The following is a 16,803-nucleotide window of genomic DNA, read 5'->3' as shown; positions in this document are numbered from 1 at the left end:
CGGTAGGAGGGGATCGGACAGGTAGGTACCGGTGACGCGGTGTTGTCCGGTGTGGTCTACTGAAGGCCCGCGGACGGGGCCGGCCGGAACGCAACCCCGGCTCGACGGTTTCTGCGGTCAATGACGAGAAAGGCGTCCACATGGCTTTCAGCAAGGGTGACCGGGTCGGGTGGAACACCGCGCAGGGCACCACGTACGGGACCGTGCAGTCCGTTCACACGGATGATTTGGAATTCAAGAATCAGACGTTCCGGGCCGACAAGGACGATCCCGTGTACGTGGTCGAATCCGAGAAGACCGGTTCCCAGGCCGCCCATCACGAATCCGCGCTGTCGGACGCCACAGATGGCGACAAGGACGACGATTCAGGTCACCGCCCGCCCCAGAAGGTGCAAGCCGCGGCCCAGCGCGCCGTGAAATGGATCGACGAGGGCAAGGCCGGCAAGGGTTTCACGGAAACCGGGGAGCACCGCGCGCACCAATTGGCCGAGGGTGAGGCCGTGGATGACGAGGTCATCAAGAAGATGCGCGCATACTTCAAGCGTCATGACGTGGACCGCTCGGCAGAGGGCTTTCACGGCGGGGAGGACGGTTACCCCTCCCCGGGGCGTGTGGCGTGGGATGCGTGGGGCGGGGATCCCGGCCGGGACTGGGCCGAGTCCCAGAAGACCGACGGGGAGTGAGCGGGGCGGCTTCTCCGGCTCCATGAACGGTATGCGTAGGTACCTCAAGGCGGCCGGAGTGCACGCGGAGATCGCTCCGGACAAGTTCACGGCCGGCGGGTGGGTGCTGTCCCTGGACGGCGCGGAGCAGTCGCACGTGAACTTCGCGCACCCGGAGGAGATCTTCTACGAGTACCTGCGGCGAATCGGCAATGTGGTGGAGGTGGTGGCCCCGGCGGGCTCCCCGATCACCGCGGTGCACCTGGGCGCGGGCGCCCTGACCCTGGCTCGCTACATTGCGGCCACGCGGCCCGGGTCCGCGCAGGTAGCTGTGGAGGTGGCGCCGGAGCTGCCTGGTTTCGTGCTCGAGGCGCTGCCGTTGCCGGCAGGCTCGGACGTGCGGATCGTCGCCGACGACGCTCGCGCGGCCCTTCCGCACGTGGCCGCACCGGGCACCGTGGACGTGGTGGTGCTCGACGTCTTCACCGGCGTTGCTGCGCCCGCCCACCTCACGGAGGCCTCGTTCTACGGGGAAGCCGCGCAGCTGCTGTCCCCGGGCGGGGTCATGGTGGTCAACGTGGGCGACGACGCAGGCCTCACCTTCTTCGCGGACCAAGCCCGTGTGATGCGCTCGGTCTTCGCGGACGTGTGGTGTTTGGCGGACCGGCAGCTGCTCACCGGCCTACACGCGGGGAACCTTGTCCTGCTCGGAGGACGGCGCCCGTTGCCGCGGGAGTGGGCGGCGTCGTTCGAGGCCGCAGGCCCGCATCCGGCGGGTGTGCTGGATGGGGAGGGCTTGGGGGAGTTGATCGCGACGCGGTGACGAGTCGCCGCACGGCCCCGCCGGGCCTGCGCAACGTGTCCACGTGTGTTGTTGCGGCGCGAGGCTCTGTCCGGCGGTTCCGAGTTCCACTACGCTCAAGGTGTGACCGAGAACCGAACGTCACCGGTTTCTGAGGCACGATCCGAGCCGTCGCGGCGTCGCACATTTGTGAACATCCTGGTGAACACGGCCGTGGCCAACCTGACCACGAGTTACCTGTGGTTCGCCCTGACGTTCTGGATCTACCTGGAGACCCGCAACGTGATCGCCACCGGGGTGGTCGGTGGGATCTACATGCTGCTGCTCGCGCTGAGTTCCATCAGCTTCGGCACGCTGGTGGACCGGTACCGCAAGCTGGCGGTGATGCGGTTTGCCGGGCTGTTCACCCTGGTGATGTTCCTGCTCGCCGGCGCGATCTTCGTCCTCGCCCCGGACGGCCAAGTGGCTCGGCTGGACGGCCCGTGGTTCTGGGGGTTTGCCGCCGTGACCCTCATCGGGGCCGTGGTGGAGAACATGCGCAACATTGCCCTGTCCACCACGGTGACCATCCTCGTGGATCCGGACCGGCGCGCCAACGCCAACGGACTGGTGGGGATGGTCCAGGGGATCGCCTTCATGGTCACCTCGGTGCTCTCGGGGCTGTCCATCGGATTGCTGGGCATGGGCGTCACGGTGGTCATTGCCGTGGCACTCACCGCTCTGGCCTTTGGGCACCTGCTCACGGTGAGGATGCCGGAGGAAGCCGAGCCCGCGCCGTCGGACGCCCACGGCGGGTTCGATCTGGCTGGCTCCTGGCGCGCGGTCATGGCGGTGGCCGGGCTGTTCGCCCTGATCATCTTCAGCACCTTCAACAACTTCATTGGAGGCGCCTACATTGCCCTGATGGATCCCTACGGGCTGGAGTTGTTCTCCGTGGAGATGTGGGGTGGCCTCTTCGCCCTGGCGTCCACCGGGTTCATCGTGGGCGGCGCGGTGATCGGCAAGGTGGGGCTGGGCAGCAACCCCCTGCGCACCATGCTGCTGGTGGTGATGGTCATGGGTCTGCTGGGTGCCCTGTTCACGATCCGGGAATGGGGCTGGCTGTACATTGCCGGAATCTGGCTGTACATGGCGCTGTTCCCCGCCGTGGAGGCGGCCGAGCAGACCGTCATCCAGCGCGTGGTGCCCCTGGCTCGGCAGGGCCGGGTATTCGGGTTCGCCATGGCTTTCGAGTCCTCGGCCGCGCCCGTCACCGCCTTTGTGGTGGCGCCGCTGGCCGAGTTCTGGATCATCCCCTACGCCCGCAGCGACGCCGGGGCCGCGGCACTGGAACCGCTGCTGGGAGAAGGCACCGCACGGGGAATCGCGCTCATCTTCCTGTGCGCCGGCGCGTTGATGATCCTGGCTGCGGCCCTTGCCTTTCTTACTCCTGTGTACCGCCGTGTTTCCGCCGAGTATGCCCGCGCGGCCGCCGAGGATCGGGCCACGGGGGAGCGGGGTGAGGTGCCGGGGACGAGCCCCTGAACTTGCCGCGTTGATGTCGGGCGGTGAGGGCTGTTCGGACGGGAAGCAGTGTGTTCTACTCGGTCTCATGAACGTCGATCCCCTGCCCATCGCCCCCGGCGCCGAGGACTTCCGGGCGCTGGCCCGCAGCTCGCCGTGGCGTTTCACCACGCTGCACTTCACCCACAGGCGCCAGCGGGTCGGCGGCAGCGCCCCGGACGGGAAGCCGGTCGAGGCCTGGCTCGACCGCAGCGTCGGACGGGTGAGCGTGCGGACTTCCCGGGGCCTCGAGGTGAACGACGGCGTGCCCTACAGCACCAGTTCGGTCCTCATGGGCGAGAGCGGGACCGCGCCTCCTTATACGCCTGAGCCGCCAGCGGAGCTGGTGCTGCGTCCGGACGGTCTGGTCGCTCGGCGTCCTGAGGGATGGCACGTCGAGCACGGTGACCCCATGTGGCAGGACTACTTGTGGACGGCAATGCTCGATCCCCTCGAACTCAGTTACGGAGTGGAAATCGACGATGTGGAGGCCACCACGGTCCGTGGTCGTCCTACCTGGGCCGCCACCTGCCGACCGCTGACGGGAAAGGGCGAGGAGTGGGAGGGCGGCTACAACCCGCGGTGCAGTTGCTGTCCGCTGTTGGACAGCGCGGTCAGCCGGTTTGTGGAGTACGGTCCCGAGGACCCGACCTTGAGCGACAGGGAACTCCCCACGACCTACCGCGTCCATCTGGACGTGCCGACGGGCATCGTCGTGGACATCACCCCGCTGGACGGATCGGGTGGCACCAGTCTGACCAACGAGATCCATGCGGTTGATAAGCGGTTGGAGGTAGGGCCTTGACGGTATGTAGTGACGCCTTCACCACTGACGGGTTACTACATACCGTCAAGCACTGGGCGGGCCATCCGATTCCGGCGCCGCCGGCCGCTTCTTGGGAGAGCAGATCCTCGGCGGGCCACCGATGCCGACGCGCTGACGTAGAACCATAAGATCACCGCCCTCGGCGAGGGGTTTTTCTCCCCAGGCTGCATGTGCACTCTCACTGCTCACCGTCTGAACGTGGGTTAGGAGAAAGCCGCATCCTCCGATGCGCCCAGTGGCGTTTCCAGAGCAGCGAGGAGGCGAGCCCGGATTCGCTGCTTGCGCTGCTCAAAGAACGCGGTGAAGTTATCGAGGTCTAGCTGGAGCCCGTCGAGGTCGTTCTCGGCCATGTAAGTGGCTCGCTTTTCGTCGCTGGGGAATGCGACCTCGATCCACTCGGCCGGTAGGCTGTCTTGCTTCTCGATGTTGACGGTCCCAGCGAGCAGCTGAAGGTTCGGCAGGAGGTTGACGGCAGCCAGATAGTCGTCGATCTTGTCGAGCGGGACACCGGCGACGTGGAGCTTCTTCCTAGTAAATCGGGACTTGGGGAAAATGTGGTCTTCGTGGAATTTCTTACTCAGGTCCAGGCCCGGGTAGAGCACCGAGAGAACGGAGAACGTTCGCTGGCCGGCGTACTTAAGGTTCAGCAGTTCGTCGATCTCAGCGTTGTCGAACGCCAGGCTCTTGCCGACGGCTGCCATGGCCTCCTCGACCGCGACTACCGGGAAGCCGTCCTCCGAGTCCGTGCGGAGGACATCGCGGATGCGGGTCAGGAGGGTGTCAAGCCCCGACCCCCAGATTCCACGCTTGACGAGCGAGCGGGTCACCCATCGTTGGAGGGCGAGCCTGTCGGCCGCGTCCGCGGTGGAGTCGAGGTAGGAGTCGCCCGCACCTCGCAGGTGCAAGTAGTGCGCGACCGGCACAATCACACTGTTGGCAGTGAGGTTGTGCTCGTTATAGCCGAACTGCTGCAACAGGGTGGCGGCCCGCAGCAAGGCACCTTTGATCTGCGGCCAGGCAGCCTCCACCTTCGCCATGTTCCCTTGGGTGAAGTTGGTGACCTTGAACCGCACATCAACATCAGCGATCGTCAGCGCCGTCTTCAGCACCACATCCTTGGAGAACGAGAACTGACGGCCCGCATTGCTGTTGATCTCGGATACCAACGAACGGACCTCTTCGCGGGCATCCAGCTCTTGCCACTGGTTCGTAGCCATCGATAGCAGCAGGTCGGAGTACGACAAGGTGGTGCCCCCGCTGTTGACCCGGACGAAGATTTCCAACACCTTGTCGGCATCCTGGTCCGTGACCAGGAAGTAGTTCATCGGTTTCAAGACACGTACTGCCTCGTACAGGTCGTAGAGCCGTTGGAAGGCGTCGGCAGACCCGGCGATCCCATGCTGCTCCAGTTCTCGCATGATCGCTGGGCCAGCGTTGGCGAGTTCGAGCACCGCTCCGACGCGGAACCACTTGTCGGCCTCGCCGTCGGCAGGGGCCGCCTCCCGGTCCGTGAGAAACCGCAGATCGTACTTCGTCCCCAGCTCTTCGTCGTCGGGCTCGTCGATGAGGTTGAGGTAGAGCCGCTTGACGGGGAACGCATCAGCGCTGTTCCACCACGCGTACTTCTTCTTCTCCGCGTAGCTGCCGTACAGGGCGATGTTCAACGAGGTGAGTCGCTGCTGCCCATCGAGGACGGCGGTGGTTCCGTTCCCGGACGGGACTGTTGCCTTGTCTGCGTAGGGGTTGTCGCGCTCGTGGTAGTTCGTCAGGAACTCGTAGAACGTGTAGGACTGCGCGGTCTCGGGCTTGACATCCCAGAGCAGGAACGAGCCAACCGGGTATCCACGCATGAGGCTGTCGACGAGCTTGGTGATCTGGTCGGCACCCCAGACGAACTCACGCTGGATCGCGGGCATAAGGTACTCACGCTTGTGGATGGCAGTGAGCATCTCCTCGATGCTGCGAGGGGTTTGGAAGGACATGCGGGTTCTCTCGTTCGGACTGGCGGAGGGTCAGGCTGTGGTCTCGTCATCGATTGCGACCACGGTGTCGTAGAGGCCGTAGAGGCGCAGACCCTTGTGGGACTCGATGCCGGTGTAGGACAGAGATGAGTCTTCGTAACGGCGGAACGCGAAGACGGCCTGGTTCATGTGGGTTGCATTAAAGACGCCGAGGTTGACGAGGAGGTGGAAGTCCTCGACGGTCAGTCCAGTGACGGTCCGGAAGAGCCCAGGTTCGAGCTTGGTGATGACGTCCTGGAGCGTGTTCTCTCGGAAGTCCGTCAGATACATGAATGCCGGGATGCGGGTGGCAAACTTGACCAGCTTGTCTTGAATTTGTTTTCGCTTGGACTTGTACTCTTTCTCCTCGGCCGTGAGTTCTTTCTTCTCCGCCGGGGTAGCGTCTTCGCCCCTCTCCTTTTTGGCCTTCTTCACCGCGTCGCTCTTGTTGACGACGGTTTCGAAGATATCGTTGCCGAGCGCACGGAAGCCCTCAATGTTCATGACGGCGCTGAGGGCATCGGGGTTGTTCATGATGCGGCGGAGGGTGCCGTTGTCGACGTTGACGAGCATCGCGGACTCCCACTTGCGTGCCAGCAATGTCGCGGAGGTGCCCGACATGGCGATGTCGAGGATGCCGCCAGCATCCACCTGGGTCATGTTGGACCCGTCATACGCTAGGACGGGCAGGAACTTCACAAGCTCTTCGACCGCTTGCTCAGGGTTAGGTGTCTCTGGGGAGAGCCCAGCACCATAGTCAGCGATCTGGCGCAGGGCACGGGTCGGGGCGAAGTCGAACACGAAGCACACGGGCTTGAGGACTGCCTCGGCGTTCGGATCGTTGCCGTCAGGGTTCTTGATAGACCATGGCGACTGCACGCGGAACGCGGCTTGAAAGTACGTCTCCGGTGAGTTCAGGTTGCGCAGCATCAGGATTGAGGACCACTGCTTGACCGTGACGCCCGTTGTGAGTTTGCCGCAGGATAGGGTGATCGTCTTGGTGTCGTGGCCCTCTGCGATCGCGTGTCTCACCGGCGGGAGCGCGTCGAGGCCGATGCCGGCGCTGGGGCCGGCGACGACGAGAACCTGATAGTCGTGCCAGAAGGCGTTCTGCTTCTCTGCCAGAAGATTCGCCATCGCATTACAGGCGGTGACATTGGGTAGGAACCAGAACGAGTGTTGCAGGTATGGGAGGAGCCGCACGTCGGAGTATGGGAATGGCGGGCGTGTGCCCATCCGCATCGCGTCAACCTGGGTGGGCATATGAGCGCCGCGGATGATGTCAAGCCACTTCTGCACATCGGTCTTGTGGACGAACTCCGCGTCCTTGCCGGTGCCGGTGGCCTCGAAGAAGGCGTTGAGGTCGAACTCGTCGAACTCACCCTGGTTCGCGACGGCGATCAGCTCGTCGGGCATTTGGTAGGTGAACAGGCGCATCTCCGGCAACGCCCCGTACGGGTTCCAGGCATCCGGGGGGGCTGCCGAGTAGGCGGCCTTGGCACGCTGCTCATCGGTGTAGGTCCAATTGAAGATTTGCTCTTCGATGAACTCACCGGTCGCGAGCGCCTTGAACGGTGTTCCCGACAGGTACAGGTAGGCGTGGGTGGTAATCGGGAGGAAGTCGTCCTCGTCATTGCCAAGCTCGTCTAGTTCCTCATCAAAGACGGCAAGACCGTCGTGGTACTCGGCGGCGAGTTCCTTCTGCTTGACCTTTTCGTCCTCGCCTTCGAACAGTTCCTTGGCGGACTCACGCCAGGCGCCGAAGTGGTACTCGTCGAAGATCACGAGGTCCCAATTGGTGGTGTGCACCCACTTGTTCTTCGCCTTGATGAGCCCGGTCTTTCGGTCGCGTCCAAGGAGGTCCTGAAACGATCCGAAGTACACCAGCGGTCGCGTCTTGTCAACATCGTCCGGGCTGCCGCCCGTCGCTGAGGAGAGGTATTGCCACCCATCGAAGTCGGTGTGAGACTCCAGGTCGGTCTGCCAGGCGTCTTCGACCGCGGGTTTGAAGGTCACCACGAGAACCCGTTTCGTACCAAGCCGCTTGGCGAGCTGGTAGGAAGCGAAGGTCTTACCGAACCGCATCTTGGCGTTCCACAGGATCCGGGGCACCGCTTGGGAGTCCTCGGCCCAGATCGACTCGAAGTAGCCCTGCGTCTTCTCGACGGCGCTGGCCTGCTCCGGACGCATTGCAAAGGTCTCGTGGTGGGTTCCACTAAGCTTTACGCCTGTACGCAGCTCGGTGATCGCGGTGCGCACATCGTCTGGCGCACAACGCATCCACTCCCGCGCGGAGCCGAAGGTCGGGTTTTCGAAGCCTTTGTCGATCAGCCGCTGGCGCACATCGGAGTCACGAAACAATGACCCGTCGTCGCGTTCGGCAAGCTCATCGACATGCAGCGTGTATGCCTGCTGCATCTGACCCTGGGACTCGCGGATGCGTGCATTAACGTCCATCTTAGTCGTCTGCCCCACCTTGAGCAGCCCCGCGTACCCCGCCGGCGGATCGTTCGGCGACCACGAATAGATCCGCAGCCGCGCCTCTGGCTTCTCGGGCAGGAGCGAGTCGATGTCCTTACTCATCGGCCTCGTTGACCCCTCCGTCGTCGAACAGAGTGTCGTCGTGAGGTGCGACCTGGGATTCGATGAAGGCGATCTCATCCGCCGTTAGGTCGTAGCGTTCGTAGAGGAGGGCGTCCGTCCAGTCTTGATCGAGAGGAACGTCTGGAACGAAGGCGAAGACATGTCTGGGGGCATCTTGCGTCGACTTCCTTAGTGAGATCAAGAATCGCGCGAATCGGGTTCGGAGAAAGAGCGCGTAGCGGTTCGCCTCTTCCTCCGAGTCAAACCGACCCGTGACGAGGTAACTCTCTGTGCAGGCAGTCCCCGGACCAGCAATGATTGGTTTCGAGAGGAACTTAGTCTCAATCGCGGCGCTCGTGCCCTGAACGCGGGTGGTGAGCACTTTCCAGTCGTCGATCCATGCATCATTTACCGGTATCTCTGACCGGTCGATCCACGTAACCCTCCGCGAGCCGTACAGTTTCACTGGATCAGTAAGACCCCGGGTGGTTTCTCTGCCATGTACGAAAGTCCGAAGGCCGAAGGGTTTCTGGCTGGATACCCGCATATCAAGGGTTGGCTCCTGCTTTGCTCGCACCTTTTCGAGGATCGGGACGGCTTCGTTGCGCCGGACGAGTACGTCGTACGCATCGAGGTAACGGGTGGCTTTATCTCCTACGGGCTGTCCGTCCCAGATGGTCTGGATCGTGCAGGGCCCGTTGTAGTCGCGGTCCCAAAGAAAGTACGAGACGCCGCCTCTGATCTTCACGCCAGGAAAGGCTTCGTAGAGCTTCGGGTAGTCGACGATCTCGTACATGCGGTGGTCGGCAAGCATCTTCTTGCGGTAGTCGTCAAGGCCCTTTCCTCCGGCGAACCAGCGAGACGGGGTAACGAAGACCGCGAAGCGCGGGTCGAGTCCGAGCGCCTTCTCGACAAACATCTGGTAGATGGGTGCAGCGGAGGTGCCGTAGCCGCCGTCGCTGAGTTGATAGGGCGGGTTGCCGATGATGACGTCGAACTGCATGTTGTCTCCGAACAGCTCGGCGATGCGAGCGTTGATGTCGTCGGTGTGGATGAAGGCGTATGCGTGTGTTTCTAGGTCGTCGCCACGTGCGTAGTCATCTTCGCCTGCGCCGCAGTAGATGCATTTACGGTTCGAGTAAACCGCGATCTCTTCGCTGGTCAGCGGGTCGGTTCGGAACTCACGCTTCCCGCCGCCCCAGGTATGTTCGGTGCGCTCGAACCAGATATTGCCGTCTTCGGTGTCGAAGGACCTTGCGATCGAGTGCGGTCCGTCGGCGAACTTTGAGCAGTACACGCTTCGGCGCGCCAACAGTGCGGTGAGCTGGGTGATCCCGATGCCGAACACTTGGCGAGTGAGGATGTGATCGACGCGCTCCGTCAAATCCGGGATGGCCAGGATCAGGCCATTGGTAAGCCGCCGGACGATCTCCCGAAGGAAGACTCCGGACTTGGTGAAGGGGTCAAGAAACGTCACGTCCGGGTTGGTCCAGATATCCTCGCCGTAGTTCGCGTCCGCCCATGCGGCGGCCAACGTGTCGAGCATCTGGTTCGCGAACTCTGGCGGGGTGAAGACCTCATCGTTCGACAGGTTCGCGATGCAGGTCAGGACATCTGGGTTGTGCCCGCGCAAGGTGAAGGGTGCAAGCGTCACAGGGCTGCCTCGGCGATCTGGCGAACAGTCGTTACCGGGTAAGTCCGCGCAGGAACGAAGAGATCGTCGTCGTCGAGCTCACCGAATAGCGTTCCTGCGTACGACGCGCGTTGAGTGAGGTCGTCGTAGCGAAAGTCCCGCCGCTGGAACTTTCCTTTCCCGAGGTAACCCCATTCGGGAAAGGTGATCGGCTTCCCGCTCGGCACGGTCATGGTCAACGCGTCGCCTTGGACGATGTTGACTGCCAAGACTACCCCGGCCGCTCGTGCCCATTCGTCATCGTTGTCGATGCCGAGAAACGTATTGAATACCTCGGCGAGATTGTCACGGCACTCTTCGGCATTGTCTGCGAGCAGCTCGATGCCGTACGTGCACATGAGCGCGAACAGGGCGTAGTGGCGCTTTTCGAACTCGCTCTTGCCGTGGCGAAGATGAACCGTGGCGAGCTTACGAGCTAGAACGGGGACAAGGAAGTTTCCGGAGCCACAAGCTGGTTCGAGCACGCGGGAGTCGATCCGCTCAGATTCGTGCTTGACGAGATCGAGCATGTCATCGACCATCCAGGCTGGTGTAAATACCTCGCCGTGATCCGCAACTCGCTGTTTTGATTTCACCAAACGCTGGGCCTCGCTTAGCGTCAACTTCGCCCCTTCTTGTGGATGTAGTTATCAGCAGCATAGAAGTAGTTTCCTGCAGTAGTGGAATGCTGCACAGATAGTTGACAGTCGTGGTGCCAGGCCGCGAGGTCCACGGCAGTGTGAATAATTGTCTCGCACTCGATGGGGCTAACCGACCCAGGTTGGCCCGGTGTCGTCATCGGTGGTAGATCCGTTCGATCCAGGTGATGACCGCGATCCGCAGTTATTCGCGGGTGCGCCACCGCCGCCGGTTCAAGATGTTTTTCTGCAGCAGCGCGAATAAAAGACTACATTGCTGCGTTATTTCCGGCCGCACGGACCTGGCCCACCGAGCCAATATGAAGGTGGGAGTTGAGTGCGTTCACCAACAAGCAAGCCTTCAACGGCTACCCACCGTCCAAGCAACCGATGCACCCGGCCACGTCCCCGCTTGTGGCCCAAGGGATGCAGCGCACCTAATTTTGGAGCCGATTCGGAAGGTATCAGGTCTGTCAGATTAATGGTGGATCTGACGCGGCGCTGGGTTCTCTGAGCACGCCCGCCGCCAAGTTCCTGGAGGCATCGGTCGCCAGTGGGCTCAACATTTTGGTGTCCGGGGCGACTCAGGCGGGCAAGACCACCCTGCTCAATTGTCTGTGCGCCTCGATCGGTCCACGGGAGCGGGTGGTCACGGTGGAAGAGATCTTCGAACTTAAAGTGGCGTTGCGCGACGTCGTCGGCATGCAATGCAGGCAAGCCAATCTGGAAGGTGCCGGCGAGATCCCCCTGCGGCGACTCGTGAAAGAGGCGCTGCGAATGCGCCCGGACCGTTTGATCGTTGGGGGAGGTCCTGAGGCCGAGAGTCTCGACATGTTGATTGAGCTAAACGCCGGTCGCCCTGATTATGTTGAAAGACGCTGTGTGACGGCTGGTCTCAAAGTTGATAGTGCGCGCGATGATCAACCTATCCATGCGAAGGTTATGTCTGTACCGGCGGGGGAGACTGGTGCTCATGCGAACACTGATCAGCATTGGGTACATCGCCGGGGCCATCCTTCAGGCGCTTGCCTTGGTCTGGGTCTACTTTCAACTACGTCGTACGCTTCAAAGGAACGAAGAACGCGATGCAGCGCGATGCCAGGCGGAACGCACCTATGAGGCCCGGCTTGGACAGGCGAAAAAGGACTACGAGGTGACATACAAAGGCACCCCAAAGATGTATGAGTGGTGGGCTTCTGGGGAACGCCAGGAAGTTGAGGATGCTTATTCTGAAGAGCTTAAGAACGCCGACGCGCTAGTCTCATGGCACGAAGCCACTCCCACAGCTGGGGATGTCCGCATGACTACCGCTCAACTCGACGGCTACTGGACGCAGGGTGCGCTGCTTGTTCTGGGGATTCTGATTAGCTGTTCCGCTAGCGTGGCCTCCGTGTACCTGCCTGCTAGCTAAGGTTGAGTGAGAGGAGATGGAACCTCTCTAGGAACTTTTTAACTGGCTCCCCGCGGTTGGGGGTGTAGCCGGGGTGGGCGCGTCGATGCCCGGATGAGTGTCGAGGCCTTCCGATGATGGAAGTTCTCATACAACCCATCCGGAAAACCTCGACGTGCACCATGCTACCTTCACCATCCCGGGCCTGACCACGTTCTGTCGCCTCGATGAGCCTGGTCTGGAAGCAATTGGGCAGAAACTGAAACCGGATCGGGCGGTGTTGGAGTGTCGTGTCCTGGAGCCGGATGACTGGTGCCGCGGGTGCGGGAAGGTGTCGCGCCAAGGTACCAGCAAGGCTGCGGTGGACCGGGCGAAGATCTCCCGTGGCGGGTTGCGGTGGGGACTGGAAGGCATCGTCATCGATCACCTGCCGGTCTCCCGCATCGCCGCCGGGCTGGAAGTGTCCTGGCACACCACCAACAGCGCGGTGCTGGCCGAAGGCAGACGGGTACTGTTTGATGACCCGGCCCGGTGCGAGGGGGTCACCGCCATCGGCGTCGATGAGCACGTGTGGTGCCTTACCCGCTGCGGTGACAAGTACGTCACCGTCGAACATCGACCTCACCCCGGTCCGGGACCGCACCGGGCCAGCTCGGTTGCTGGATATGGTTCAAGGACGCTTCAAGCAGGTGGCTGGCCGATCGGGCGAAATCGTGGCGGGACGAAATCCAGGTTGTGGCCATGGACGGTTTCACCGGCTTCAATACCGCCGCGGCCGAAGAGCTCCCGGACGCGGTACCGGCGATCGATCCCTTCCACGTCGTGGCCCTGGCCGGTGGCGGGCTGGACCGGTGCCGACAACGCGTTCAACAGGCCACCACCGGCCACCGCGGCCGTGCCGGCGATCCGCTCTACAAGGCCCGACGCACCCTGCATACCGGAACCAATCTGCTCACCGACAATCAGCGGGCCCGAGTGGAAGCCGTGTTCGCCCTCGAGGAGCACGTGGAGGTCGAGGTGACCTGGGTATCTTCCAGCGGATCATCGCCCCTTACCCTCACCCCGACAAGACCCAGGGCAAGACAATGATGCGCGCGGTCATCGAGGCCATCACCAACTGGGTCCCCGAAGCACTCACCGAGATCCGGCGGCTGGGGTGGACCCTGAAGCAGCGCGCAGCCGATGTCCTGGCCTTCTTCGACCGCCCCGGAACCAGCAACGGCCCCACCGAGGCGATCAATGGCCGACTTAAACACCTGCGCTGTACCGCCCTGGGCTTCCGCAACCTCACCAGCTACATAACCAGGAGCCCGCTGGAAGCCGGAGGATTCAAACCCCAACTACACCCTTGAATGCAATGAGCCGCCTAAGGGTTTCGTGAGCAATTTTCCCGCCATCGTCATGGCCGCCGATGAGGTGATCGGCTCCTACCACGATCTGTGGCGGGTGGAGCAATCCTTCCGGAGGTCCAAGACGGGCCTGAGGGCGCGGCCGATCTTCCACCACCGGCGCGAGGCGATCGAGACCCACCTCGCAATGGTGTTCGCGGCCTTGGCCGCAGCCCGGTACCTGCAGCAGCATACCGGGGTGTCCTTGGAGAAGATCATCACCAGGATGCGTCCGGTCCAAGCAACACTGATCCGCGCCAACGGGCAGACCCAGAAGATCCCGGCCAATATCCCCGAGCAAGCAGCCCAGATCATCGCCCGAATCACGGGGGAAGCGGGACACTAAGCATTTGCGCTAACTCAGGCATTGACAGCCGTCTCTCGCCGGCCGGCTAAACATCAGCCGATGTGTTTACCAGCGGGCGTTATGAATCTGTTCCCAACTGGGACGCTATAAAAGCTGCGGCTACATTGGCTCCGATCGCCATAGCGACATCCAAGGCCTTCTGACCAGTGCGTTGCAGGAAACTGGCCGCCTTGGATTCATCTTGCTCCTCTACTGCTTCGATAGCGCCCTGGACTCCTGAAATCACCTCAAAGTCACCGGCACTCGTTGCGACGCTAAGCAGCTGTTCTTTTACTTTGATTAGTTCATGCAGGAGAATCGGATCTGTCGTGGCTTGCGCAGCTTGTTGTGTGAATGTGTTTTCGGTTGATAAAGGATTCGAGCCCTGCGCGCTAACTTGGCTTTGGTTATTGTGGAAAATATTATTGTGCTCCATTTTAAATTCTCCCTCATAAAATTGTATTACCGGAGGCGTGCTTGGGGCGTTACCGAAGGATTCAACGAGCGATTTGAGAGTGGACAAAAGTTCCTCATTTTGCGGCGAGGCCTCTTTTAATGCTTGTTGAGCTAGTCCCAGTTGCGTTTCGCGCTCCACCAAAAGCTCGTCTCGTTCACGGACCAGAACCTCATTGTGGGCAAATATTGCTTTTTCAATGGCTTCTGCAAACTCAGGAGCGGAATCTTCGTACCGCTGTAGGCCTTCTATTAGAATGTTGTCGGACAATATGCGTATGGCTGTTTCTTCCGGTAGGTCTTCAAAAGCTGCAAGATAACTTAAGACGCTACGCACTGTTTCCGAAAGTTCGGCTTCATTTCCACCAGCTCTGAACTCTGATGCACTAAAAGCTTGAACAAAGGCGCGATCATTGAATTGTGCGCCGCCTACAAAAGGACGCAATGCCTGAAGAAGCGCATCAGGAAGAACGACCACTGGACGAGATTTGTAATTTTTTTTCATGACGTCCCTATCGAAACGCCAAAGCAGGAAGTCGCTAGAAAGGAAAAATGCTCCGGAGAAGATCAGTCCCTTATGATTCGGAACTTGGTGGTCACTGGTTGTCATCCACACAGAGCAGTCGTGGTCCAACTTTACATACGGCGTATTTTTGCGCCGGGGGTACTTGGCGAGGTACTTCCCGTAGTCAGCCAGAATGGTCGCTTTAAGTTCGAGATATTCTCCTCCATTAGCTATATCGGACTCACGGTAAATCCGGAGGCCGTGGTTAGAGAGGAGCGCCGCTGGTGACCGAAACCTTGCACAGAAAGCTCTGGGGTCGGTTGGAGTTTTCGCATTTAGTTCGTGGAATCGCATTTCGATACCGCTCATGCGAGTGGCTTGCCAGGGCAGATTAACAACAGCACGACTTGCGTGCTGCGGCCACGTCCGTTTTTGTAACCTGTGGCAAGCATCTTCCAGTGTGTGGGTCAGCTCGGAAAGTGTTTTAGCGTGATAGTAGAGTGTAAATGGAAGTTTAGCCTTGGATATAACTCTGAATAAATCGATGCTGGCCATCGCCAGAGGGGTGTCATGGGTTCCGAGCAGGGAGAGTATTATATTGGTATCGACAAATATTTTGAGTTCTGGCACACTTTTTTGCAAGGATGCCCGACTCTTCTCGTCGATGCAGAGCGCAAGGAGGTTGTATGTGCTGTCCGCTAGTTGGGATATGTACTTGTCAATTTCAGGATCGTCCGAGTGAAAAAATTGGTATATCGCGAGCTTCAGATCTGCCACATCATGCTCGGAGACTTCATGCTCGGCCATCACGCGGCCCAGAATTTTATCGTGCGTTTCATTGGAAGACGTAGGTGCATCTTCAGTGAGAATTCCGATCGCGTCGATCCCGTGTTCACGAAATACTGGCGCGCAATAATCCATAAGAAGCTGCCACCATTCTTTGGCACTTCGGCCTGGCGGAAGCTTGGCGCCTGCAAGGTCTATCCAGCGCGCCAGGACCCGATCTTCCAGATCAGACGCTTTCTCGATCTTGTCCTCTATGGCAGGAGCGGCATCCCTTTTTAGAGTAAATTGCTGCTTGCTGCCCTCCCAAACAAGCACCTTGTTCTGCTGTAGTCGACTAAGTGATTCACCGATGTCGTGAAGGGGTATATCGATACCATATGAAGCTTCGATTTCATCCTGCCAGTCATCGGCACTTCTCCATGGACCCTCTGAAAAGTAGGTCAGCATGGGAATAATCCAGTCGAGAGTGTCTTCCAACCGGTTACTCGATGTGATCGCTGCGACCTGGCTCAGGCGTTTGAGAACATCTGCTGTCGGTCGACTCGATTCATCCACCACGCGCCTTCTTTCATGAACGATTGGCTTAGATTAGCAGGCCGGGCCGCTGGTGAACCTCTGGCGCCATCACGTTGGCGGCCGTGCCCTATGCTGCTTCATCACTACTACCGTGATTAGCCTGCGGTGATGAGCCGACCCATGCCCCCGTGGCGCAGCAATCTTATGCCGGCGATGCTGTTGGCCCCGACCACCATTCCCGCCACCAGTGCCGAGACCTTTACGGCCGCGTTCGCCCGGCCGGACTCGGCACCGTGAGGCGGTCGGCGAGAAGATCGTGCAGCCCGGCCTTCTCGGCCAGGCCCTGATCAGGTGATAGCTGATCTGACTCGCTTATGGGTGGTTACAGGTGCTGTCCGAAGGTGCCGCTGTAGAGTCTCTGGTTGGCCATGGACACTGGGTAATAGACAGTTCGTCCTCATAACTTTACATAAGGCCGGTTTCTCGGGCATCCACCGACAGGAGCTCCCACATCTACTGGTACTCCCGTCCGACCGAGGTACCGCTGTCGCAGCATTGAAGGATCGCCGCTCATCCTCCCCTACGCAGGCGGAACATTTGACCCCGGTCGCATGCTGTGGAGCTAGCTGTTGTGGGTCATGAGGTTCTTGGCGCGGGTGCGTCGATGAGATGAGGAACGGGCTCCTCGTCACAG

The 16,803-nt window shown here is 60.8% G+C and carries 12 protein-coding genes and 2 pseudogenes; 9 read left to right on the top strand and 5 right to left on the bottom strand.

The window, feature by feature from the left end; translation table 11 throughout:
* Positions 1–140 precede the first annotated feature (140 nt).
* The 4 genes from ABD283_RS12640 (at position 141) to ABD283_RS12625 (ending at position 3,811) form a co-directional block, all read left to right on the top strand.
* Positions 141–683, top strand: a complete 543-nt coding sequence (locus ABD283_RS12640; RefSeq protein ID WP_344225345.1) for a hypervirulence associated TUDOR domain-containing protein — start codon at positions 141–143, stop codon at positions 681–683.
* Positions 684–705: 22 nt separating this feature from the next.
* A complete protein-coding gene (locus tag ABD283_RS12635; protein WP_344225344.1) occupies positions 706–1,485 on the top strand; it encodes a spermidine synthase in 780 nt (259 codons plus the stop codon).
* A gap of 102 nt (positions 1,486–1,587) precedes the next feature.
* The gene (locus ABD283_RS12630; protein WP_344225343.1) at positions 1,588–2,988 is read left to right on the top strand and encodes an MFS transporter; all 1,401 of its coding nucleotides are present in this window, start codon (positions 1,588–1,590) and stop codon (positions 2,986–2,988) included.
* Between the two features lie 67 nt (positions 2,989–3,055).
* Positions 3,056–3,811 carry a hypothetical protein gene (locus tag ABD283_RS12625; RefSeq protein WP_344225342.1) on the top strand — a complete coding sequence of 252 codons (756 nt, stop codon included), beginning with the start codon at positions 3,056–3,058 and terminating at the stop codon, positions 3,809–3,811.
* Positions 3,812–4,035: 224 nt separating this feature from the next.
* On the opposite strand, the gene ABD283_RS12620 is transcribed toward ABD283_RS12625, so the two are convergent.
* From ABD283_RS12620 to ABD283_RS12605, 4 genes are read right to left on the bottom strand one after another with little or no spacing between them, the layout of a single operon-like run.
* A complete protein-coding gene (locus tag ABD283_RS12620) occupies positions 4,036–5,814 on the bottom strand; it encodes a DUF262 domain-containing protein (protein ID WP_344225341.1) in 1,779 nt (592 codons plus the stop codon).
* Between the two features lie 30 nt (positions 5,815–5,844).
* On the bottom strand, positions 5,845–8,415 hold the full coding sequence (locus ABD283_RS12615; protein ID WP_344225340.1) for a DEAD/DEAH box helicase family protein: 2,571 nt from the start codon (positions 8,413–8,415) through the stop codon (positions 5,845–5,847).
* A complete protein-coding gene (locus ABD283_RS12610) occupies positions 8,408–10,069 on the bottom strand; it encodes an Eco57I restriction-modification methylase domain-containing protein (RefSeq protein ID WP_344225339.1) in 1,662 nt (553 codons plus the stop codon). Before ABD283_RS12610 ends, ABD283_RS12615 begins: the two co-directional genes overlap by 8 nt.
* Positions 10,066–10,710: an N-6 DNA methylase gene (locus tag ABD283_RS12605; RefSeq protein WP_344225338.1), complete on the bottom strand. Its 645-nt coding sequence runs from the start codon at positions 10,708–10,710 to the stop codon at positions 10,066–10,068. The genes ABD283_RS12610 and ABD283_RS12605 overlap by 4 nt, the downstream gene beginning before the upstream one ends.
* Before the next feature lie 516 nt (positions 10,711–11,226).
* Here ABD283_RS12605 and ABD283_RS12600 point away from each other — a divergent pair.
* From ABD283_RS12600 to ABD283_RS12585, 4 genes and pseudogenes are all read left to right on the top strand, one after another.
* Positions 11,227–11,586 (top strand): annotated as a pseudogene (locus ABD283_RS12600) (ATPase, T2SS/T4P/T4SS family); the annotation flags it as partial.
* 112 nt (positions 11,587–11,698) lie between these two features.
* The gene (locus ABD283_RS12595; protein WP_344225337.1) at positions 11,699–12,136 is read left to right on the top strand and encodes a hypothetical protein; all 438 of its coding nucleotides are present in this window, start codon (positions 11,699–11,701) and stop codon (positions 12,134–12,136) included.
* 154 nt (positions 12,137–12,290) lie between these two features.
* Positions 12,291–13,467 (top strand): annotated as a pseudogene (locus ABD283_RS12590) (ISL3 family transposase).
* 25 nt (positions 13,468–13,492) lie between these two features.
* On the top strand, positions 13,493–13,849 hold the full coding sequence (locus tag ABD283_RS12585) for a hypothetical protein (RefSeq protein ID WP_344225336.1): 357 nt from the start codon (positions 13,493–13,495) through the stop codon (positions 13,847–13,849).
* A 79-nt stretch (positions 13,850–13,928) separates the two neighbouring features.
* Here ABD283_RS12585 and ABD283_RS12580 read toward each other — a convergent pair whose 3' ends face one another.
* The gene (locus ABD283_RS12580; RefSeq protein ID WP_344225335.1) at positions 13,929–16,151 is read right to left on the bottom strand and encodes a hypothetical protein; all 2,223 of its coding nucleotides are present in this window, start codon (positions 16,149–16,151) and stop codon (positions 13,929–13,931) included.
* 126 nt (positions 16,152–16,277) lie between these two features.
* Here ABD283_RS12580 and ABD283_RS12575 point away from each other — a divergent pair, with 126 nt between their 5' ends.
* Positions 16,278–16,406 carry a hypothetical protein gene (locus ABD283_RS12575; protein WP_344225532.1) on the top strand — a complete coding sequence of 43 codons (129 nt, stop codon included), beginning with the start codon at positions 16,278–16,280 and terminating at the stop codon, positions 16,404–16,406.
* Positions 16,407–16,803 lie beyond the last annotated feature (397 nt).

This window comes from Kocuria atrinae, assembly GCF_039531425.1.
GTDB lineage: Bacteria > Actinomycetota > Actinomycetes > Actinomycetales > Micrococcaceae > Kocuria > Kocuria atrinae.
The sequence above is the reverse complement of the archived record's forward strand: the minus strand, read 5'-3'. Positions and strand labels throughout refer to the sequence as shown.